The organism is Pseudonocardia sulfidoxydans NBRC 16205, from assembly GCF_007989085.1.
GTDB classification, from domain to species: domain Bacteria; phylum Actinomycetota; class Actinomycetes; order Mycobacteriales; family Pseudonocardiaceae; genus Pseudonocardia; species Pseudonocardia sulfidoxydans.
Window position 1 is genome coordinate 15726 of the sequence record NZ_BJVJ01000018.1, and the last position, 20308, is coordinate 36033.

Consider the following 20308-nt stretch of genomic DNA (forward strand, 5'->3'; position numbering starts at 1 on the left):
AGCAGTCACGTGAAGACTTGAGTCGGACAAGCTCAAGCAAGGCTCACAGGTATCACGGAGGCAACAACCATGGCTCGTGCGGTCGGTATCGACCTCGGAACCACCAACTCCGTCGTCGCCGTCCTCGAGGGTGGCGAGCCGACGGTCATCGCGAACTCCGAGGGTTCGCGCACCACGCCCTCGGTCGTCGCGTTCGCGCGCAACGGCGAGGTGCTCGTCGGACAGTCGGCGAAGAACCAGGCGGTCACCAACGTCGACCGCACGATCCGCTCGGTCAAGCGTCACGTCGGGTCGACCTGGTCCACCGAGGACATCGACGGCAAGAAGTACTCCGCCCAGGAGATCAGCGCCCGCGTGCTGCAGAAGCTCAAGCGCGACGCGGAGGCGTACCTGGGTGAGGAGATCACCGACGCGGTGATCACCGTCCCCGCCTACTTCGAGGACGCGCAGCGCCAGGCCACCAAGGAGGCCGGCCAGATCGCGGGTCTCAACGTGCTGCGCATCGTCAACGAGCCCACCGCGGCCGCCCTGGCCTACGGCCTCGACAAGGGCGACAAGGAGCAGACCATCCTGGTCTTCGACCTCGGTGGTGGCACGTTCGACGTCTCGCTGCTGGAGATCGGTGAGGGCGTCGTCGAGGTCAAGGCGACCAACGGCGACAACCACCTCGGTGGCGACGACTGGGACGAGCGCGTCATCAGCTGGCTCGTCGACAAGTTCAAGACGGCGCAGGGCATCGACCTGACGAAGGACAAGATGGCGATGCAGCGGCTGCGTGAGGCCGCGGAGAAGGCGAAGATCGAGCTGTCCAGCTCGTCGAGCGCCACCATCAACCTGCCGTACATCACCGTCGACGCGGACAAGAACCCGCTGTTCCTCGACGAGACGCTGTCGCGCGCCGAGTTCCAGAAGATCACCTCGGACCTGCTCGACCGCACCCGCGCCCCGTTCAACCAGGTCGTGAAGGACGCCGGCATCTCCGTCGGCCAGATCGACCACGTCGTGCTCGTCGGTGGCTCCACCCGGATGCCCGCCGTCACCGAGCTCGTCAAGGAGCTGACCGGCGGCAAGGAGCCCAACAAGGGTGTCAACCCGGACGAGGTCGTCGCCGTCGGCGCCGCCCTGCAGGCCGGTGTGCTGCGCGGTGAGGTCAAGGACGTCCTGCTGCTCGACGTCACCCCACTGTCCCTGGGCATCGAGACCAAGGGCGGCGTGATGACCAAGCTCATCGAGCGCAACACCACGATCCCCACCAAGCGGTCGGAGATCTTCACGACGGCCGACGACAACCAGCCGTCCGTGCAGATCCAGGTGTTCCAGGGCGAGCGCGAGATCGCGTCGTACAACAAGAAGCTCGGCATGTTCGAGCTGACGGGTCTGCCGCCCGCCCCGCGTGGCGTGCCGCAGATCGAGGTCTCCTTCGACATCGACGCCAACGGCATCGTGAACGTCTCGGCGAAGGACCTGGGCACCGGCAAGAGCCAGGCCATGACGATCACCGGCGGGTCCGCCCTGGGCAAGGACGAGATCGACCGGATGATGCGCGAGGCCGAGCAGCACGCCGAGGACGACAAGAAGCGTCGTGAGGACGCGGAGGTCCGCAACCAGGCGGAGACGCTGGTCTACCAGACGGAGAAGTTCGTCAAGGAGAACGACGAGAAGCTGCCGTCCGAGGTGAAGGACGGCGTGAACGCCGCTCTGGGTGAGGCGCAGGAGGCGCTGAAGGGCACCGACACCGAGGCTCTCAAGGCCGCGGTGGAGAAGCTGGGCCAGGAGTCGCAGAAGATGGGTGCGGCCCTCTACCAGCAGCAGGGTGCCGATGGTGCCGCCGCGGGTGCCCCGGGTGCCGACTCGACGGCCGCCGGCGAGCAGGCCGACGACGTGGTCGACGCCGAGATCGTGGACGAGGACAAGGACAAGAAGTGAGCAACCCGAACGGACCCGACGCACGCAGGGGCCCGGACGGAGAGCACGAGGGCGAGCGGGTCGTGGTGCGCGATCGTCGGCGTATCGACCCGCAGACCGGTGAGGTCAGGACCCCGGCCGGCGACGAGCCGGCCGGGGCCCCGGCCCCCGGGCAGCCCGCTCCCGCCGCGGACCCGCGGATCGAGGAGCTGGAGGCGGAGGTCGCGGAGCGCACGTCCGACCTGCAGCGGGTGAGCGCGGAGTACGCCAACTACCGGCGTCGCGTCGACCGCGACCGGCAGAGCCAGCTGACGGCGGCGCAGGCGCAGTTCGCGTCCGAGATGCTCCCGGTGATCGACGACATCGAGCGTGCCGAGCAGCACGGCGACCTGAACGGCCCGTTCAAGTCGGTGGCCGACAAGCTCGTCGACACGCTGGCGAAGCTGGGCCTGGAGCCCTTCGGCGTCGGCGGGGAGCCGTTCGAGCCGACGGTGCACGAGGCCGTCCAGCACGAGGAGTCCGACGCGGTCGGGGCGACGGTCACCGTGGTGTCCACGGTGCTGCGCCGCGGCTACCGCCTGGGCGATCGTGTGCTGCGGCCGGCGATGGTGACCGTCGTCGACCGTGCGGCGGCCGACGTGCCGGCCGCCGAGCAGCCGGCACCCGGTACCGAACGGCAGCAGAACCCCGAGCAGCAGCGCTGATCAGCGGAGAGGAGGCGGAGTGACCCAGCGGGACTGGATCGAGAAGGACTTCTACCGCGAGCTGGGCGTCGCCTCCGGCGCGTCCGCGGACGAGATCAAGAAGGCGTACCGCAAGCTCGCCCGCGAGCTGCACCCCGACGCCAACCCCGGCGACGCCGAGGCCGAGGCGCGGTTCAAGGCCGTGTCCGAGGCCTACGGCGTCCTGTCCGACGACAAGAAGCGCAAGGAGTACGACGAGACCCGAGCGCTCTTCGCCGGCGGCGGCGGTGGTTTCGGGGGTGGCGCGGGCGGCTTCCCCGGCGGCTTCGGCACCGGCGCGGGCGGACAGTCCTTCGAGGACCTGTTCGCCCGGTCGGGTGCCGGCGGTGGGGGCGCCGGTGGCCTGGGCGACCTGTTCGGCGGACTGTTCGGCGGAGGTGGCCGGGGCGGCGCGACGCGCGGTGCCCGGGCCGGTGCCCAGCGGGGTGCCGACGTCGAGACCGAGGTCCGTATCGCGTTCGACGACGCGGTCCGTGGCGCCGAGGTGGCGTTGCGGCTCAGCGCGCCGGGGCGGTGCGAGACGTGTGGCGGGTCGGGTGCCCGGCCGGGTACGACGCCGCACACCTGCCCGACGTGCGGCGGGCTGGGCCTGGTCACCCGTAACCAGGGTGCTTTCGGTTTCTCGGAGCCCTGCACCGACTGCCGCGGGACGGGCCGGATCGTCGACGACCCGTGCCCGGAGTGCCACGGCAACGGCGTGAGCACCCGGACCCGCACGTTGACGGTCCGGATTCCCGCGGGCGTCGACGACGGGCAGAAGGTGCGGCTGGCCGGTCAGGGTGAGCCGGGTCGCGGTGGGGCGCCGGCGGGCGACCTGTTCGTCAAGGTGCACGTCACCGCGGACAAGGTGTTCGGCCGCTCGGCGAAGAACGCCGACGACCTGACCCTGAAGGTGCCCGTCACGTTCCCGGAGCTGACGCTCGGTGCGACGCTGACGGTGCCGACGCTCGACGGGACCGTGTCGCTCAAGATCCCGGCGGGCACGGCCAGCGGCCGGACCTTCCGGGTGCGTGACCGTGGGGTGCGGCGCAAGAACGGCAAGACCGGTGACCTGCTGGTCACCGTCGAGGTGGCGGTCCCGCCGAAGCTCGACGACGCGGCGACCGAGGCTCTGCAGGCCTACGCGGAGTCGACGAAGGACTTCGACCCGCGCGCGGGTCTGCTCGACGGGAGGTGACGGCGATGAGGTCGGCCGACGGCTCGTCGGACGGCGGGGAACCCGTCGTGGATGCGGTGCTGCCTCCGGGCGCGAGCTCGGACAGTCCGGTCTTCGTCATCTCCATCGCCGCCGAGCTGGCGGGGATGCACGCGCAGACTCTGCGCAGCTACGACCGGCTGGGGCTCGTGAGCCCCGGCCGGTCGTCCGGCGGCGGGCGCCGGTACTCGGCGCGCGACATCGCGCTGTTGCGCGAGGTGCAGCGGCTGTCGCAGGTCGACGGTGTGAACCTCGCCGGGGTGAAGCGGATCATCGAGCTGGAACAGCTCGTCGACGAGCTGCGTGCCCGGGTCGAGGAGCTCACCGCCGAGCTGTCGACGGCGCACGCCGCGGCCGAGCAGGCGGCTGCGGTCGTGCACCAGTCGTACCGGCGTGATCTGGTGCCGGTCGATCGTCGCCAGGCGCTGGTGGTGTGGCGGCCGAAGCCGCGCGGCGAGAGCTGAGGCGGGGTCCGGTTCAGTCCATCGTGAACGGGTCGTAGCGGATGCGGTCGAGGGGTGTGCCCGCGACCAGCATCCGCGACACCGTCGCCCGGATCATCGCGGGCGAGCCGCACACGAGTGCGTCGTGGTCGGACCACGAGCCGTAGCGGGTGACGACGTCGGCCAGGGTGCCGCGCTCGGCCCCGGCGGCGTCCTCGTCGCGTTCCAGGACGGGCACGACGTCGAGCCACGGGTGGGCGTAGGACATGCGACGCAGCGCGTCGAAGTCGTAGAGGTCGTCCCAGGTGCGGCCGCCGACGAACACCTGGGTGCGTGGCGGCTGGGGGCGGCGGGTGAGGTCGTCGAGGACGGCCTTCATCGGGGCCATGCCGGTGCCGCCGGCGACCATCAGGAGCTCACGGTCCTCGTGCTGCTGCAGGCCCATGCGGCCCATCGGCGGGCCGATGCGCCAGGTGTCGCCGACGCGGGCGTGGGCGACGATCGCGCGGCTGACCCAGCCGTTGGTGACGGCCCGGACGTGGAACTCCATGGTCCCGTCGGGGCGGGGCGCGTTGGCGGGTGAGAGGTAGCGCCACAGCCGCGGGCGCTGCGGTGTCTCGACGCTGACGTACTGGCCCGGCTGGTAGGGGATGGGCTCGTCGGTCTGCACCGTGATGACGGCGAGGTCCCAGCCGATGCGTCTGTGGTCGACGAGGCGGCCGAGCCAGGAGGCGCGGCCGTGTTCGGCGGCGGCTGCCTCGCTCATGGCTTTGCCGGCGATGGCGTAGGCCTCGTTCCAGGCCTTCTCGACCTGGGGGGTCCAGTCGGCGCCGGAGTAGGTCGAGACCGCGGACATCAGCGCGTTGCCGACGGCGTCGTAGTGCTCGGTGAGGACGCCGAACTTGCGGTGGTCGCGGCCGAGCTGCTGCAGGAACGGGATGAGCTCGTCGAGCCGGTCGACCATCTGCACGACGTGGACCAGCGCGCGGAGCAGCCGGCTGCGCTGGACCTCCATGTTCACGGGGAACAGGTCGCGGGTCTCGGGGGCGTTGCGGAACAGGGTCGCGTAGAAGTGGCGGCCGAGGTCGTCGGTCTGGTCCTCGATGAGGGCCCAGCTGCGGCGGATCGTCTCGACCAGGCCGAAGGCGTCGGGCAGGGGGGTGGGGCGGGCGGGGGCCGCGGGGAGGTGGGCACTGAGCAGCTGATCGGCGGTCATCGGGGGCCGACACTCTCCTCGGTCGTCCTGGGGGTGAACGTGTGGTGCAGCGCGACGGCGAGCGGGTCTCCGACCCTAACCGCGCGTCGATCGTCGCAGCGCATCTTCATCCGTTCGGGGACGGTGATCACACTGGGTGGCGCGAGCCCGCGCCGGTGGGCCAGCGTAGCGCCCGACAGAGCGAAGCGTGACCACCCGGGCACGAAGTGGCACCGTACAGATGTGGCTCTCCGTGTTCCCGGTGTCACCGGCCGCCGCCGGTCCGCCCTCCGCAGGTCGTCCGGCCCGTCTGTCACGGTACCCGTCGAGGTGCCCGACACCGTCCCCGCGGTGGCCCCCACCAGGCCGGATCCCGCGAGCTCGACGTCTCCGCCGCGCCCCGGCTCGGCGGGTGAACACGTCCTCCAGGACGCGCACGGCACCCGTGACCGGGCCGACCGGTTCTACGCCGACCAGATGCGCGACCGGCTCCTGCCCCGGATGATCGAGTTCGTCGGACGCATGGAGATGCTGTTCGTGTCCACCTCCGACGCCCACGGGGAGTGTGATGCGTCACTCCGCGCCGGGCCGCCGGGCTTCGTCGCCGTGCTCGACGAGTACACCCTCGCCTACCCCGAGTACCGCGGCAACGGGGTGCACGCGAGCCTCGGCAACATCAGCGAGAACGCCCACGTCGGCCTGCTGATGGTCGACTTCGTCGACGACCTCATCGGGCTCCACGTCAACGGGACGGCACGGATCGTCGAGGATGCGGACTTCCGCGACCTCCACGGCGAGGTTGGCGTCGACCACGGCCGCGGCCGGCGCGCCGAGCGCTGGGTCGTCGTCGACGTCGAGGAGGCCTACATCCACTGCCGCAAGCACATCCCGCGCATGGAGCGGGTGTCGCAGCGGCGCGCCTGGGGCACCGATGACCCGGCCCGCAAGGGCGGCGACTACTTCCACGCGAAGGGCACCGAGCCGCGGGTGCCGCGGGAGCCGCACGCGGCGGCCCGCCGCGCCCGCCCCCGGTTCCCCAGCACGACCCACCTCACCGGCGGGGTGTCGCGGGCGCTGCGCACGCAGCGCTGAGCCTCAGCGCTCCGACGTGCGCTGCCGGCGTCTGCGCGCCAGGCCGACGACGAGCGTCAGCAGGCCGAGCGCGATCAGCGCGAACCACACGAGGATCGCGAGGACCCCGAGCCCGGTGGCGACGACCGCGACCAGCACGAGCAGGCACACCGCCAGCACGGCGTAGACCAGCGTGAGTGGGCGGTCGGTGCGCAGCGTCGCGACCAGGACCGGCCACGACCCGCGGGGCAGGCCGCGCAACGACCACCAGCCCAGGCCGGCCGTGAGCAGCAGGACGACGCCGCCGACGATCCGCGCGGCGAGGGCACTCTCGGCCGTCGCCAGCACGGCGATCGTCGCGACGACGAGCCAGAGCCGCATGCGCCCGGACAGCTGCCAGAGCACGGCGACGACCGTCGAGCGGACCTGCGTCATGGCCGGGGCGAGGCGGCCGGCGTCGATGAGCCCCCGCAGCGCCCGGCCGGGCCTGCGGGCCCGGGCGTCGAGGACGGCCAGGTCGTGACGGGCCGCGGCATGCTCCGGGTCGAGGCGCAGCGTCTCCTCGTAGGCGCGTCGTGCCGTGGTCACGTCGCCGAGGTCCCCGGCGACGTCGGCGAGCAGGAAGTGCGCGTCGGCCGACGACGGCGCCAGCGTCACGACCCGGCCCGCGGCCTGCGCGGCGTCACGCAACCGGCCGGCGCGCTGCAGCACCCGCGCGTAGGCGATGCCGGCGACCGGCTCCTGCGGGGCGATCGAGACCGACGTCCACGCCGCGGACAGCGCCTCGGCGTGCCGGTCGAGCATCGACAGCAGCAGCCCGCGCAGCCGGTGCCCGCGCTCGTCCCCCGGGGCGGCGGCGACCGCGGCGTCGGCGGCCGGCAGTGCCTCGGTGTACCGCTCCCGCGCCAGCAGCACGGCGGCGAGCTCGCACAGCAGCCCGGCGTCCCCCGGCCACGACGACAGGGCGTCGCGGGCGGCCCGTTCGGCGTCGTCGAGGCGGCGGACCTGGCGCAGGTGCGCGATCCGGGCCCGCGCGTCGGCGAGACCGTCGGTGCCGGGCCGGGGCGCGCTCACAGGTTGCGGTGGCGCTTCAGGTAGGCGGCGAGGTCGTCGTAGCTGCCGTCGGTGTTGCCGAACAGGGCGACGTTGCGGGCCGCGGCGAACCACGGCCCGGTGCTGGGCGTGACCTCGCGGGCGGCGGCGAGCAGGTCGCGCGTCGTCAGCGCCTGGACGGTCCCCGAGCGCATCGACGCGGCCAGGGCGCGCTCGGCGGCGGTGTCGCAGACGTGGGCGATGTCGGCGCCGGAGTAGTGCTCGGTCGCCTTCACCACCTTCACGACGTCGAGCTCCGCGACGGGCCGTTCGCGCAGGTGGTGACGCAGGATCGAGGCCCGGGCCTGCGGGTCGGGTGGCAGGACGAGCAGCATCCGGTCGAAGCGGCCGGGCCGGCGCAGTGCGCTGTCGAGGTCCCAGGGGTGGTTGGTGGCGCCGAGGACGAACACGCCGTCGTTCGCGCCGGTCGCGGAGTCCATCTCCGACAGCAGCTGGTTGACGGTGTTGCGCAGGCTGCCCGAGTGCGTCAGGTGCGACCGCTTCTGGCCGAGGGCGTCGACCTCGTCGAGGAACAGCACGCAGGGCGCGTTGCGCCGGGCCGTCCGGAAGATCTCGGCGAGGTTGCGCTCGCTGCGTCCCACCCACATGTCGAGGACGTCGGCGATCCCGATCTCGACGAACTTCGCCCCCAGTTCGCCGGCGACGGCGCGGGCGATGAACGTCTTGCCGCAGCCGGGCGGGCCGTAGAGAAGCAGGCCGCCGCGGGCGGTGGCGCCGAACTGCCGGGCCATGTCGGGGTTGCGGACGGGCCCGAGGAAGGCCAGCTCCAGCCGCTGTTTGACCTCGTCCATGCCGCCGACGTCGGACAGTCGGACGGTGGGCCGCTCGGGTGCGCGGAAGTCCTCGGTGGGCGGCGAGCCGGCGTCGTCGGAGGGCGCGGGCTCGGTGAAGCGGATGTCGGCGACCTGCTGCTCGGCCTTGGCCCAGTCGAAACCGGGGGTGGGCAGCGGTCCCGTCGGAGGCTCCGTCCGGGCTGCCGCGGGTGCACCGCTCGTCAGCGCGCCGGTGATCCGTCGGAGCAGTGTCAGCGCCGCCGGGTTGCCCGGTTCGAGGGCGAGCACGTGGCTGCAGTGCGCCAGCGCGTCGGCGGGGCGATGGGCCGTGGTGAGCAGCTCCGCGACGTGCAGCCGGAGCGGCACGTCGTCGGGTGCGGCGGCCACGGCGGCCAGCAGACTCGTGAGCAGCGGGTCGTCGGTCATCGTGGTCCAGTATCCCTCTCGGCCAAAACAGTGCAGTTGAGCGGAACAGACTCAAGTTTCCTGACGTTGGCTCTGATGACAGGGCACACTGGCCGAGGGCCGTGCTGCCCACCAGCGATCGGAAGGACCCAGGAGGAACGCGGGTGGACGCCTTCAACCCCACCACCAAGACCCAGCAGGCGATCTCAGCGGCCGCCCAGGCGGCCACCCTCGCCGGCAACCCGGACGTCGGTCCCACACACCTGCTCGGCGCCCTGCTGGCCCAGGGTGACGGGATCGCCGCTCCCCTGCTCGAAGCCGTCGGGGCCGACACCGGCGCGGTGCGGGGCGAGCTCACGCAGCTCGGCCAGCGCCTGCCGTCGGCCGCCGGCTCGACCGTCAGCGCGCCGCAGCTCTCCCGCGACGCGCTCGCGGCCATCACCGCCGCCCAGCAGCTCGCCACCGAGATGGGCGACGAGTACGTCTCCACCGAGCACCTGCTCGTCGGGCTCGCCTCCGCCGGAGGCCCCGTCGCGCAGCTGCTGCAGCGCCACGGCGCCACACCCGACGCGCTGCGCGAGGCATTCACCAAGGTCCGCGGCTCCGCGCGGGTCACCAGCCCCGACCCCGAGGGCAGCTACCAGGCCCTGGAGAAGTACGGCCAGGACCTCACCGCCCGGGCGCGCGAGGGCGACCTCGACCCGGTCATCGGGCGCGACACCGAGATCCGGCGCGTCGTGCAGGTGCTGTCCCGGCGCACCAAGAACAACCCCGTGCTGATCGGCGAGCCCGGCGTCGGCAAGACCGCGATCGTCGAGGGCCTCGCCCAGCGCATCGTGGCCGGCGACGTGCCGGAGTCGTTGCGCGGCAAGCGCGTCATCGCCCTGGACCTCGGGTCGATGGTCGCCGGCGCCAAGTACCGCGGCGAGTTCGAGGAGCGGCTCAAGGCGGTCCTCAAGGAGATCACCGACTCCGCGGGTGAGGTCATCACCTTCATCGACGAGTTGCACACCATCGTCGGCGCCGGCGCGACCGGCGAGGGCGCGATGGACGCCGGCAACATGATCAAGCCGATGCTCGCCCGCGGCGAGTTGCGGATGGTCGGCGCCACCACGCTCGACGAGTACCGCCAGCACATCGAGAAGGACCCCGCCCTGGAGCGGCGGTTCCAGCAGGTCCTGGTCGGCGAGCCGTCGGTGGAGGACACCGTCGGCATCCTGCGCGGGCTCAAGGAGCGCTACGAGGTGCACCACGGCGTCCGCATCACCGACGCCGCGCTCGTCGCCGCCGCCACACTCTCCGACCGCTACATCACCGCGCGCTTCCTGCCGGACAAGGCGATCGACCTCGTCGACGAGGCGGCGTCACGGCTGCGCATGGAGATCGACTCCCGGCCCGTCGAGATCGACACCGTCGAGCGCGCCGTGCGCCGGCTGGAGATCGAGGAGATGGCGCTGGAGAAGGAGTCCGACGCCGCCTCCGCGGAAAGGCTGGCGGCTCTCCGCGAAGAGCTGGCCGAGAAGCGCGAATCGCTGAATGCGCTGACGGCGCGCTGGCAGAACGAGAAGGGCGCCATCGAGGCCACCCGCGAGCTCGCCGCACAGCTCGAGCAGCTGCGTGGCGAGTACGAGCGGGCCGACCGCGACGGCGACCTCGGCCGCGCCTCCGAGCTGCTCTACGGCCGCATCCCGCAGCTGGAGAAGGAGCTCGCCGAGAAGACCAAGGTCGTGCAGGAGCACGAGGAGGTCATGCTCAAGGAGGAGGTCGGCCCCGACGACGTCGCCGAGGTCGTCAGCGCGTGGACCGGCATCCCCGCCGGCCGCATGCTCGAGGGTGAGACCGCCAAGCTGCTGCGCATGGAGGAGGAGCTGGGCCGCCGCGTCGTCGGCCAGGCCGAGGCCGTCCGCGCCGTGTCCGACGCGGTCCGCCGCGCCCGCGCCGGGGTCGCCGACGAGAACCGCCCGACCGGGTCGTTCCTGTTCCTCGGTCCCACCGGCGTCGGCAAGACGGAGCTGGCCAAGGCGCTCGCCGAGTTCCTGTTCGACGACGAGCGCGCCATGGTGCGCATCGACATGAGCGAGTACTCCGAGAAGCACTCGGTGGCCCGCCTCGTCGGTGCCCCTCCCGGCTACGTCGGCTACGACCAGGGTGGCCAGCTCACCGAGGCCGTGCGGCGCCGCCCGTACACGGTGGTGCTGTTCGACGAGGTCGAGAAGGCCCACCCGGACGTCTTCGACACGCTCCTGCAGGTGCTCGACGACGGCCGGCTCACCGACGGCCAGGGCCGCACGGTCGACTTCCGCAACACCATCCTGGTGCTGACGTCGAACCTCGGCTCGCAGGCCATCGCCGACCCCGCGCTCGACGAGGCCGCCCGCAAGGACGCGGTCATGTCGACCGTGCAGCGCCACTTCAAGCCGGAGTTCCTCAACCGGCTCGACGACGTCGTGGTCTTCCACGCGCTGTCGACCGAGGAGCTGACCCACATCGTCGACATCCAGCTCGACGTCCTGGGTGCCCGGCTGGCGCGGCGCCGGCTCACGCTCGACGTGTCCGACGGGGCGCGGGAGTGGCTGGCGATGAACGGGTTCGACCCGGTCTACGGCGCGCGGCCGCTGCGGCGGCTGGTGCAGTCGTCGATCGGCGACCAGCTGGCCAAGGAGCTGCTCTCGGGGTCGGTCCGCGAGGGCGACACCGTGCGGGTCGACCTCGATCCCTCGGCCTCCGGCGGCACCGGCGGGCTGATCGTCGGCCGGGCGGCGCTGCAAACCCTGTGAGTCGCGAACCCTGTGAGTGGCGATAGTCGCTATCGCGACTATCGCCACTCACGAGGGTTCGCTCCCGGAACAGATTCACCACGAACGCCCACGCGAGGCGGTGGCGCGCTCTAGCGTCCGCGGCCATGACCACACAGGACCGCGCCGCCGCCCGCGACTGGCTCGACGACTACACGGCCCGCCTCGACGACGTCGCCGCCCGCGCCGAGCGGACCGGCATCGAGATGGCGGCCGTCACCGGCACCGCCCGCAGCCGCGACGGGTCGGTCACGGTCACCGTCGAGCCCTCCGGGGCGCTGCTCGACGTGGTGTTCTCCCCGGTCGCGTCGTCGATCACCCGGGAGCGGCTCGCCGAGCAGCTGCTCGGCACGGCCGCGGAGGCCCGGCGACAGGCGGCGGCCGCGGCCGTCCAGGCCGCGGAACGCCTGTGGGGCGCCGACTCCGCGACCATGACCCTGCTGCGCGCCTCGCTGACCGGGCCGGCGCAGTGAGTGCCGGCGGGTTCTCGGTCGACGCCGACGCGGTCGAGGCGCACGCGGGCACGGTCGAGGAGCGTGCCGGCCGGGTCAGGGCCGGCGCGCAGGCAGGGAAGACGGTCGGGCCCGGCGCGTTCGGCCTCATCGGTCAGGGGATCTCCAAGGGCGTCATCACGGCCTCCCACGAGCTCACCACGACGTTGGGCGCGGTGGCGGGCACCGGTGAGCGGCACGGACAGTCGCTGCGTGACACCGTCGCCTGCTACCGCGAGGTCGAGAGGCGCGTCGCGGCCGGGTTCGGCGGCCCCCGGTGACCGGGCTCGTCGCTGAGCCGGAGGCCACGACCTGGTACGCCGGTGCGGGCGTCGCGGAGAGCGTCGCGGAGTTCGGCGAGGCGGTCGGCTCCGGTGACATCGGGTCGATCGCCGTCAAGGGCGCCGCCGCCGGCATCGACGCGCTCGGCGTCCTCACCGACCCCTTCGGCAGCCTCGCCTCCGCGGGTGTCGGCTGGGCGATCGAGCACATCGGTTTCCTGCGCGAGCCGTTCGATGCGCTCCTGGGCGACCCCGACGAGATCAAGGCACATGCCGCGACCTGGTCGAACGTCTCGAAGCACCTCAAGACGGTCGCCGCCGACGACACCGCCGCGCTCGACCGGCTCTCCGGCTGGGACGGTGCCGCCGCCGACGCCTACCGCGTCCGTGCCCGGGAGTGGACGGGCACGGTCGCAGCCGCCGCCGACGAGGCGGACCGGCTCGTCGACGAGACGATCAGCTCCGCCGCACTGACCGCCGCCGTCCGCTCGACGATCCGCGACCTCATCGCCGACTTCGTCGCGAAGCTGATCGGCCCGCTGCTCGCCGCGGTCACCGCGGCCGCGGTGACCGCGGGAGCGTCGCTCGTGGCGTTCGTCGCGGGTGTCGTGTCGACGGCGATCTCGTTGGCGCGGAAGTTCGCGAGCATGATCCAGAAGCTGCTGGACGCGCTCGGGCTCGCCTCCCAGCGGCTCGCGGACCTGATCACGCGACTCGCGGCGCTCAAGCAGAAGGCCGACACCGTGTTCGGTGGGGCGGTGCACGTCGCGACGACCCCCGACCTCGCCAGGTGGACGGGAGCCAACCCGTTGAAGATGCCCGCGACCGTAGTGAAGGTCGAGGGCAAGGTCGGCAACCCGTACGCCGGCATGGCGGTCACAGGCGTCGACGAGGCGGTGCAGGTGGACGGCGCGAAGGAGGAGGCGCGGAAGGGCGCGACGGCCTGACCGGATGGTTCCGACGCGCCGAACGGGCGAGTGACCGGCGCGTTACCGGACGTCGAGGGCCTACGCGGCTAGGCTCCGCGCCGTGGGCAACGCGTCGGTCTGGTTCGTCATCGCCGTGGTCGCGCTCCTGGCCGGGATCGGCCTCCTGATCGCCGACCGCACCCGCGGCGACGGGGGCACCCGTGACCGCAGGCGCTGGGCGGCACTGCGGGAGTGGGAGTTCGCCGAGAGCGATCCCGTGCTACCCAGCCGGTGGCGCTACGGGACGATCCACCAGGGCGGCCCGGGCATCGCCCGGAACCTGGTGAGCGGCAACGTCCCCACGCACCAGGGACCCCGGCAGGCCTACGTGTTCGACCACGAGCAGCACGGCCGGATCAGTTCCGTGCTCGTCGCGGTGCAGGTGCAGTCGCAGCTGCCTGCCGCCGTCGAGCTGCGGCTGCCCTCGGCTCCTCTCCCCGACGACGCGGGCCTCGACCTGCTCGCCCCCGTCGGCGAGCGCTACGCATTCGTGTCCGACGCCGACGCGGTGAAGCCGCTGCTCACCCCGGAGCTGGCCGACGCCGGCAACGCGGTGGGCGACGACATCGAGCTGCTGTGGGCCGAGGACGCCTGGGTGCTCGCGGCCGCGCCGGTCGACGCCACGACCGAACGTCTGCAGGACCTGCTGGCCGACATGGCCGAGGTCGCCCACGCCCTCGAGGAGGGGCAGGGCGCGGCCCGTCACCGGCTCAGCAAGAACTGACCCGCTCCGGCGCGCGGGCGCGGCCCGCTGGTTAGGGTCGTCGTGTGCCGACCGCCCTGATCACCGGAGCGACGGCGGGCATCGGTGCCGCCTTCGCCGCGCGCCTCGCCTCCGACGGACACGATCTCGTCCTCGTCGCCCGTGACGTCGAGCGGCTGGAGTCGACGGCGCACCGGCTGCGGGGCCGCGGTTCCACGGTCGAGGTGCTGGGTGCCGACCTCGCCGACGCCGCGGGCCGCTCCCGCGTCGCCGCCCGGCTCGCCGACCCGGACCGCTCGCCCGTGGACCTGCTCGTCAACAACGCGGGCATGTCGCACAAGGAGCGGTTCGTCGACACCAGTCCCGAGGACCTGCAGCACCAGCACGACGTCAACGTCACCGCGGTCATGGCCCTGACCCGGGCGGTGCTGCCCGGCATGATCGGCAGGGGCCGGGGCGCGGTCGTCAACGTCGCCAGCGTGCTCGGGCTCGTCCCCGGCCAGGGCTCCATCTACAGCGCCGACAAGGCGTGGGTCACCTCGTTCACCGAGGCGATCGCGGCGTCGTCGGCGGGGACGGGGGTGCGGGCGATGGTGCTGTGCCCCGGGTTCGTGCGCACCGAGTTCCACGAGCGGGCGGGCATGAACGTCGGCGACCGCAGCGGACCGCTGTGGCTCGACGCCGAGCGCGTCGTGGACGACTGCCTGGCCGACCTCGCCCGGGGCCGGGTCGTGTCCGTGCCCAGTCGCCAGTACAAGACGATCGTCGGCGTCGCGGACGTGCTGCCGCGCGGGGTGGTCCGCCGCCTCGCCGCGCGCATGTCGCGGCGCCGCTGAGCTCCCCTGCAGGAAGGTTCCCACCCGATGAGTTCCGACACCGACCGCGATCGTCTCGCCACGCTCGTCCGCGAGCTGGGGGTGGTCCACGGCAAGGTCACGCTGGCGTCCGGCGCCGAGGCCGACTACTACGTCGACCTGCGCCGGGTCACCCTGCAGCACGAGGCCGCGCCGCTGGTCGGCAGGCTGCTGCGGGTGCTGACGGCCGACTGGGAGTACCAGGCCGTCGGTGGGCTGACGCTGGGCGCCGACCCCGTCGCCGACGCGATGCTGCACTCCGCCGCGGCCGACGGCGTCGCCCTCGACGCCTATGTCGTGCGGAAGGCGACGAAGGAGCACGGCATGCAGCGCCTCGTCGAGGGCCCGGACATCGCCGGCCGTCGCGTGCTCGTCGTCGAGGACACCTCGACGACAGGTGGTTCGGTGCTGACGGCTGTGCGGGCGGTGCGTGCGGCCGGTGCGGAGATCGTGGGTGTCGCGACGGTCGTCGACCGCGACACCGGGGCCAGGGAGGCCATCGAGGCCGAGGGTCTGAGCTACCGGGCGCTGCTCGGGCTCGCCGACCTGGGTCTGTAGCGCGGCGGGGACCCGGCCCCGCCCCCGCCGGGTCCCTCCGAACGGGTGACCCCTGCTTCGGCGAAACAATCGCGCAACCTGTTCGGCGCAGGCAACCGTCATGTTTGTGTCGCATACTCGGATTCGGTCACGAGGTGGTCACGCAGGGGGGTGCGATGATTGTCCCGCGTCTGCAATTTGAATTGCGAAGTAGGACCGTAAAGTCCGTTTTATCATTCTTCGCCCTGGTCGTGGGCCTGACCGCCCTCCTCGCCGGCTGCGGCGGACCCAGTGCGCAATACGTCATCAACTCGGCCGACAAGACATATCTGAAAGTGCCGAACACGTGGCGGCAGATCGATCCGGCGCAGTTCACCGAGGCCCTCGGCAGCGCACCCGCCGCGAGCAGCGCCGACGGCACCTGGATCGTCGGGTACGACGCCGCCACCGGCCCGGCGCTCCAGCACATGTTCGACCCCCGGACCGACGAGCCCGTCGTCCTCGTCAGCGTCGACGGCGTCCCCGAGAAGTCCCGCGGCCAGATCAGCCTCGACGTCGTGCGCGACTTCCGCTTCCCCGTCTCCGCCACGGCCCGCCAGCAGCTCGAACTCGGCGCCTCCCGGCTCACCGACTTCCAGCTCCTCGCCGACGAGATGCTGACCCCCGGCCACGGGGTCCGCGGCGTGCACACGGTCTTCGCCTACCGCATCGACGGCGGCCCACCCCAGGTGTTCGACCAGATCGGTTACCTCAACGACGACGCCAGCAAGGTCTACGTGGCGATCGCCCGCTGCTCGCTCGACTGCTTCCAGGAGCGGCAGTCCGAGATCGAGGGCGTCGTCAACTCGTTCACCGTGCGGGAGGACAGCCCATGACGGCCCCCGACCTGACGAAACCCGCCGACGGGCCGGAAGGGCACCACCACGTCCCGCCGCCCGAACGGCCGACGACCCGCAAGCGGATGCCGATGTGGAACCGCATCCGGCTGCTGCTGCTGTTCGCCGTCGCGTTCTTCGTCATCGTCTGGGCCGCGATGGCCGACAACCTGCTCATCACGTTCGCCGACTCGCTGAAGATCCAGCTCTACGAGTCGCAGTGGCTGATCTGGCTGGCCGGCCTCGAGTTCCTGCGCCAGATCCACTACCTCGTCTCCGAGCGTTCCGTCGGCTACCACCGGTTCTGGTCGGAGAAGGTCTTCGGCGGGTTCGACCGCGCCGTGAAGAAGCGGTTCTCCGACTGGACCCGGTTCCGGCTCGGCCGGCTCGTCAAGGTCGTCGCGCTGCTCGTGCTGTTCGCCTTCATCGCCGCCGCGATCCTCGAGACGTCACCGATCCTCGCCGTGTTCCAGCTACCCGCGCTGATCTGGCAGGCGATGCCGCTGATCCTGCAGCTGCTCTTCGCCTTCTTCTTCATCGCGTTCCAATTCATCGGGCTGTTCTGGCTGCTCTCACGCGGCGGCGTCGACACCTACTACCCCGACGACATCAAGACCCGGTTCACCGACGTCTGGGGTCAGGACCACGTCCTCGACCGCATCCGCGAGAACATCATGTACCTGGAGCGACCCGAGGAGATCGAGGCCAAGGGCGGCTACGTGCCCGGCGGCATCCTGCTGTGGGGCCCACCCGGCACCGGCAAGACGCTGATGGCCGAGGCCGTCGCCGGCGAGACCGGGCGCCCCTACGTGTTCGTCGACCCCGGCGCGTTCATCAACATGTTCATGGGCGTCGGCATCCTCAAGGTCAAGTCGCTGTTCCGCAAGCTGCGCAAGCTGTCCCTGCGCTACGGCGGCGTCATCGTGTTCTTCGACGAGGCCGACGCGCTCGGCAATCGCGGCTCGCTCGCCCAGGTCGGCCCCGGCGGCGGACCCCGCGGCATGGCGCCCCCGCCCTTCCGGGCCGCCGGCTGCCACGGCTTCTCCTACCTCTCCGACGACACCCGCGCGCTGCTCACCCGCGAGGCCATGGCGTCGATCCCGGCGCCGGAACCGGAGCGGCGCAGCAGGTTCGTCATGGGCGGTGGCATGAACGGCGGCGGGGGCGGCATGGGCACGCTCCAGGCCCTGATCACCGAGCTCTCCGGGCTCAAGAAGCCCCGCGGCCTGCTCAACCGCTGGGGACGACGCGCACTGGGCATGCGCCCCAAGCCGCCACCGAAGTACCGGATCCTCGTGATGATGGCGACCAACATGCCGGAGGCGCTCGACGAGGCGTTGCTGCGGCCGGGCCGCATCGACCGGATCTACAAGGTCGGCTACCCGAGCAAGGCCGGCCGGATCCGCACCTACGAGGGCTACTTCGACAAGGTGCCGCACGAGATCACGGCCGAGCAGCTCGACAAGCTCGCCACGATCACGCCGTACGCCACCGGCGCGACGATCAAGGACCTCGTCAACGAGGCCCTGATCACCGCCATCCGGGACGGCCGCGAGGTCATCGGCTGGCGGGACGTGCTGCGCGCCAAGCAGCTCAAGGACCTCGGCCCGCCCGAGGACGTCGAGTACATCGAGCGCGAGCGGCACGCCGTCGCCGTCCACGAGGGCTGCCACGCCGTCGTCGCCCACCGGGTGCGCGAGCACATGGAGATCGACCTCGCGACGATCGAGAAGGGCTCCGACTACCTCGGCATGGTCGCGAGCATCCCACCGGAGGACCAGTTCACCCGCTGGCGCTCGGAGTACGAGGCCGACATCCTCGTCTCCCTCGCCTCGCTGGCCGGGGAGCGGATGTTCTTCGACGGCGACAGCTCCTCCGGGGTGTCCGGGGACCTCGAGTCGGCCACGACCCTCGCCTCGTTCATGGAGGGCTTCTGGGGCATGGGAGCGACGGTGTCGTCCTACTCGACGGCGCGTCGCCTGGAGGTCGGCAGCCCCGGTGGCGGCAAGGGCGCCCCTGGGAAGAACGAGCCGACGGAGGCCGTCCTGCGCCGGGCCCTCGCCGACCGGATCGAGGACCACCTCGGGCGGCTCCTCGACCGCGCCGAACAGATCCTGCGGGACAACAGATCCGCCGTCCTCGCACTGGCCCACGCGCTGGAGACGCACAAGACGCTCTCCGGGGAGGACGTCGAGGCGGTCATGAACGGCACCGTCGGCCCTTCCGTCGACGGCCGGATCTACGCCGACGCGAACTTCCTCGCCCGGCTGGAGGACTATCACGCCGCGGCCGTCGGGGCGCACGTGGGACACACGTCCGTGCAGCTGGCGCTCCCGGTCGTGCGCCCGCAGGACGAGCATCCGACCAGCGCCGCCGCCACCCCCAGACCCGACCTGTGAGCCCCGACCTGTGAGTGGCGATAGTCGCTATAGCGACTATCGCCACTCACGAGCTCAGTGTGCGACGGGGGCGGGCTGCCGGGAGCCCTCCGGGGCCCGGCGGACGAACACCGCCAGCAGCACCGCCACCAGCGAGATCGCGGCGCCGACGAGGAACGCGGTGTGCACGCCGTGCGCCAGCGCCGGCACCGGGGCCTCACCCGTCGAGGCGGCGTTCTCGGCCCCGACCGACATCAGCGTCACGAACAGCGCGGTGCCGGCGGCGCCCGCGACCTGCTGCAACGTCGTGACGATCGCGCTGCCGTGCGAGTACAGGTGCACGGGCAGTGACCCGAGAGCCGAGGTCATCAGCGGGGTGAGCATGAACCCGAGGCCCGCGGTCAGCGTCAGGTGCATCAGGATGATCAGCCACAGCGGGCTGGCGACGTCCAGGGTGGTCATCCACCACAGCGCCCCGCTGGAGACGGCGGCGCCCGGGAGCACGAGCGGCCGCGGACCGAACCTGTCGAACAGGGTGCCGACGACCGGGGCGAGAATGCCCATCAGTGCGCCGCCGGGCAGCAGGGCGAGTCCGGCGTCGAGGGTGGAGAGGCCGAGGACGGACTGCAGGTAGATCGGCAGCAGGATCAGCGTCCCGAACAGGGCGATGAAGCTGACGACCGCCACGGCGACGGCCAGCGAGAACGCGGGGCTGCGGAAGGTGCGCAGGTCGAGCAGGACGCGCGGGGTCTCGCGCAGCGCGATCTGGCGCAGGACGAACGCGACGAGCGCGACGGCGCCGACGACGATCGGGATCCACACCGGGATGGGCGCCTGTCCCTCGGCGGCCTCGCCGATCCCGGCCAGGCCGTAGATCAGGGCGCCGAAGCCGAGGGCTGACAACACGATGGAGGCGAGGTCGAACTGCACCGAGCGGGTCTCGGTGACGTTGCGGACCCACAGGGTGCCGAGGCCGAGCACGATCAGCGCGATCGGCAGCACGATGATGAACATCCAGCGCCACGGCAGCGACGCGAGGACCAGACCGGAGATCGTCGGGCCGATCGCCGGGGCCACCGAGATGACGATGGTGATGACGCCGGTCATGCGGCCACGGCGTTCGGGAGCGACGACCGTCATGACCGTGGTGAACAGCAGCGGGATCATGACGGCCGTGCCGGAGGCCTGCACGATCCGGCCGATCAGCAGGATGCCGAAGCCGGGCGCGATCGCGGCGATGGCCGTCCCCAGCGTGAACAGCCCCATCGCGGTGAAGAAGACGGTGCGCACCGTGAGCCGCTGCAGCAGCAGTCCGGTGGTGGGGATGACGACGGCCATGGTGAGCATGAAGCCGGTGGTCAGCCACTGCGCGCTGATGGCGGTGATGTTCAGGTCGTTCATGAGCGCGGGGAGCGCGACGCCCATGATCGTCTCGTTGAGGATGACCACGAACGCGGCCACGACGAGCAGCGCGATCACGGGTCCGGTGCGGATCGGGGGCGCCGCCGCGGCCTCCTGCGGTGGTGCTCCGGACTCGGTCGTACTCACGGCTGTTCCCCCATGTGTGACAGTGTGCGCCCATG

At 71.9% G+C, this 20308-nt stretch carries 18 protein-coding genes; 14 read left to right on the forward strand and 4 right to left on the reverse strand.

Features of this window, described 5'->3' with window-relative positions; genetic code table 11:
- Window positions 1-69: 69 nt before the first annotated feature.
- Genes dnaK through PSU4_RS11370 form a run of 4 tightly spaced genes read left to right on the forward strand, consistent with a single transcriptional unit; the run spans window position 70 to window position 4307 of the window.
- Window positions 70-1926, forward strand: coding sequence for a molecular chaperone DnaK (gene dnaK, locus PSU4_RS11355; protein WP_147106193.1), 1857 nt, complete (start codon window positions 70-72; stop codon window positions 1924-1926).
- Window positions 1923-2609: a nucleotide exchange factor GrpE gene (gene grpE / locus PSU4_RS11360; RefSeq protein ID WP_147106196.1), complete on the forward strand. Its 687-nt coding sequence runs from the start codon at window positions 1923-1925 to the stop codon at window positions 2607-2609. Before dnaK ends, grpE begins: the two co-directional genes overlap by 4 nt.
- Before the next feature lie 19 nt (window positions 2610-2628).
- Entirely contained in the window at window positions 2629-3825 is a 1197-nt protein-coding gene (gene dnaJ / locus PSU4_RS11365) for a molecular chaperone DnaJ (RefSeq protein ID WP_147106199.1), read from the forward strand.
- Between the two features lie 5 nt (window positions 3826-3830).
- The gene (locus tag PSU4_RS11370) at window positions 3831-4307 is read left to right on the forward strand and encodes a heat shock protein transcriptional repressor HspR (RefSeq protein WP_147106202.1); all 477 of its coding nucleotides are present in this window, start codon (window positions 3831-3833) and stop codon (window positions 4305-4307) included.
- A gap of 13 nt (window positions 4308-4320) precedes the next feature.
- Here PSU4_RS11370 and PSU4_RS11375 read toward each other — a convergent pair whose 3' ends face one another.
- The gene (locus tag PSU4_RS11375) at window positions 4321-5502 is read right to left on the reverse strand and encodes a globin domain-containing protein (RefSeq protein ID WP_186816882.1); all 1182 of its coding nucleotides are present in this window, start codon (window positions 5500-5502) and stop codon (window positions 4321-4323) included.
- Between the two features lie 330 nt (window positions 5503-5832).
- Between PSU4_RS11375 and PSU4_RS11380 the strand changes: the two genes are divergently transcribed.
- On the forward strand, window positions 5833-6573 hold the full coding sequence (locus PSU4_RS11380) for a pyridoxamine 5'-phosphate oxidase family protein (protein ID WP_246115053.1): 741 nt from the start codon (window positions 5833-5835) through the stop codon (window positions 6571-6573).
- A gap of 3 nt (window positions 6574-6576) precedes the next feature.
- On the opposite strand, the gene PSU4_RS11385 is transcribed toward PSU4_RS11380, so the two are convergent.
- A complete protein-coding gene (locus PSU4_RS11385; RefSeq protein ID WP_186816883.1) occupies window positions 6577-7626 on the reverse strand; it encodes a tetratricopeptide repeat protein in 1050 nt (349 codons plus the stop codon).
- Window positions 7623-8864 (reverse strand): ATP-binding protein, encoded by a 1242-nt coding sequence (locus PSU4_RS11390; RefSeq protein ID WP_147106208.1) that lies wholly within the window; start codon window positions 8862-8864, stop codon window positions 7623-7625. Before PSU4_RS11390 ends, PSU4_RS11385 begins: the two co-directional genes overlap by 4 nt.
- Window positions 8865-9007: 143 nt before the next feature.
- Here PSU4_RS11390 and clpB point away from each other — a divergent pair, with 143 nt between their 5' ends.
- From clpB to PSU4_RS11435, 9 genes are all read left to right on the forward strand, one after another.
- Entirely contained in the window at window positions 9008-11620 is a 2613-nt protein-coding gene (gene clpB / locus PSU4_RS11395; protein ID WP_147106211.1) for an ATP-dependent chaperone ClpB, read from the forward strand.
- Between the two features lie 125 nt (window positions 11621-11745).
- Window positions 11746-12111 carry a YbaB/EbfC family nucleoid-associated protein gene (locus PSU4_RS11400; RefSeq protein WP_147106214.1) on the forward strand — a complete coding sequence of 122 codons (366 nt, stop codon included), beginning with the start codon at window positions 11746-11748 and terminating at the stop codon, window positions 12109-12111.
- Complete coding sequence (locus PSU4_RS11405; protein WP_147106217.1) at window positions 12108-12410, forward strand: hypothetical protein; 303 nt, start codon at window positions 12108-12110, stop codon at window positions 12408-12410. Before PSU4_RS11400 ends, PSU4_RS11405 begins: the two co-directional genes overlap by 4 nt.
- On the forward strand, window positions 12407-13357 hold the full coding sequence (locus PSU4_RS11410) for a WXG100 family type VII secretion target (RefSeq protein ID WP_147106220.1): 951 nt from the start codon (window positions 12407-12409) through the stop codon (window positions 13355-13357). Before PSU4_RS11405 ends, PSU4_RS11410 begins: the two co-directional genes overlap by 4 nt.
- An 82-nt stretch (window positions 13358-13439) precedes the next feature.
- The gene (locus tag PSU4_RS11415) at window positions 13440-14102 is read left to right on the forward strand and encodes a TtfA family protein (protein ID WP_147106223.1); all 663 of its coding nucleotides are present in this window, start codon (window positions 13440-13442) and stop codon (window positions 14100-14102) included.
- 44 nt (window positions 14103-14146) lie between these two features.
- A complete protein-coding gene (locus PSU4_RS11420; RefSeq protein ID WP_147106226.1) occupies window positions 14147-14917 on the forward strand; it encodes an SDR family NAD(P)-dependent oxidoreductase in 771 nt (256 codons plus the stop codon).
- Between the two features lie 27 nt (window positions 14918-14944).
- Window positions 14945-15493 (forward strand): orotate phosphoribosyltransferase, encoded by a 549-nt coding sequence (gene pyrE, locus PSU4_RS11425; RefSeq protein ID WP_147106229.1) that lies wholly within the window; start codon window positions 14945-14947, stop codon window positions 15491-15493.
- A gap of 230 nt (window positions 15494-15723) precedes the next feature.
- Window positions 15724-16347: a hypothetical protein gene (locus PSU4_RS11430; protein WP_147106232.1), complete on the forward strand. Its 624-nt coding sequence runs from the start codon at window positions 15724-15726 to the stop codon at window positions 16345-16347.
- Entirely contained in the window at window positions 16344-18746 is a 2403-nt protein-coding gene (locus tag PSU4_RS11435) for an AAA family ATPase (RefSeq protein WP_147106235.1), read from the forward strand. Before PSU4_RS11430 ends, PSU4_RS11435 begins: the two co-directional genes overlap by 4 nt.
- A 54-nt stretch (window positions 18747-18800) precedes the next feature.
- On the opposite strand, the gene PSU4_RS11440 is transcribed toward PSU4_RS11435, so the two are convergent.
- Window positions 18801-20273 carry an MDR family MFS transporter gene (locus PSU4_RS11440; protein WP_246115054.1) on the reverse strand — a complete coding sequence of 491 codons (1473 nt, stop codon included), beginning with the start codon at window positions 20271-20273 and terminating at the stop codon, window positions 18801-18803.
- Window positions 20274-20308 lie beyond the last annotated feature (35 nt).

Bases quoted from the DNA above. Each gene is read 5' to 3' on its own strand.
- pyrE (WP_147106229.1), top strand. From the start codon at position 14,945: ATGAGTTCCGACACCGACCGCGATCGTCTCGCCACGCTCGTCCGCGAG.
- PSU4_RS11370 (WP_147106202.1), top strand. From the start codon at position 3,831: ATGAGGTCGGCCGACGGCTCGTCGGACGGCGGGGAACCCGTCGTGGAT.
- PSU4_RS11375 (WP_186816882.1), bottom strand. From the start codon at position 5,502: ATGACCGCCGATCAGCTGCTCAGTGCCCACCTCCCCGCGGCCCCCGCC.
- PSU4_RS11400 (WP_147106214.1), top strand. From the start codon at position 11,746: ATGACCACACAGGACCGCGCCGCCGCCCGCGACTGGCTCGACGACTAC.
- dnaK (WP_147106193.1), top strand. From the start codon at position 70: ATGGCTCGTGCGGTCGGTATCGACCTCGGAACCACCAACTCCGTCGTC.
- PSU4_RS11435 (WP_147106235.1), top strand. From the start codon at position 16,344: ATGACGGCCCCCGACCTGACGAAACCCGCCGACGGGCCGGAAGGGCAC.
- PSU4_RS11390 (WP_147106208.1), bottom strand. From the start codon at position 8,864: ATGACCGACGACCCGCTGCTCACGAGTCTGCTGGCCGCCGTGGCCGCC.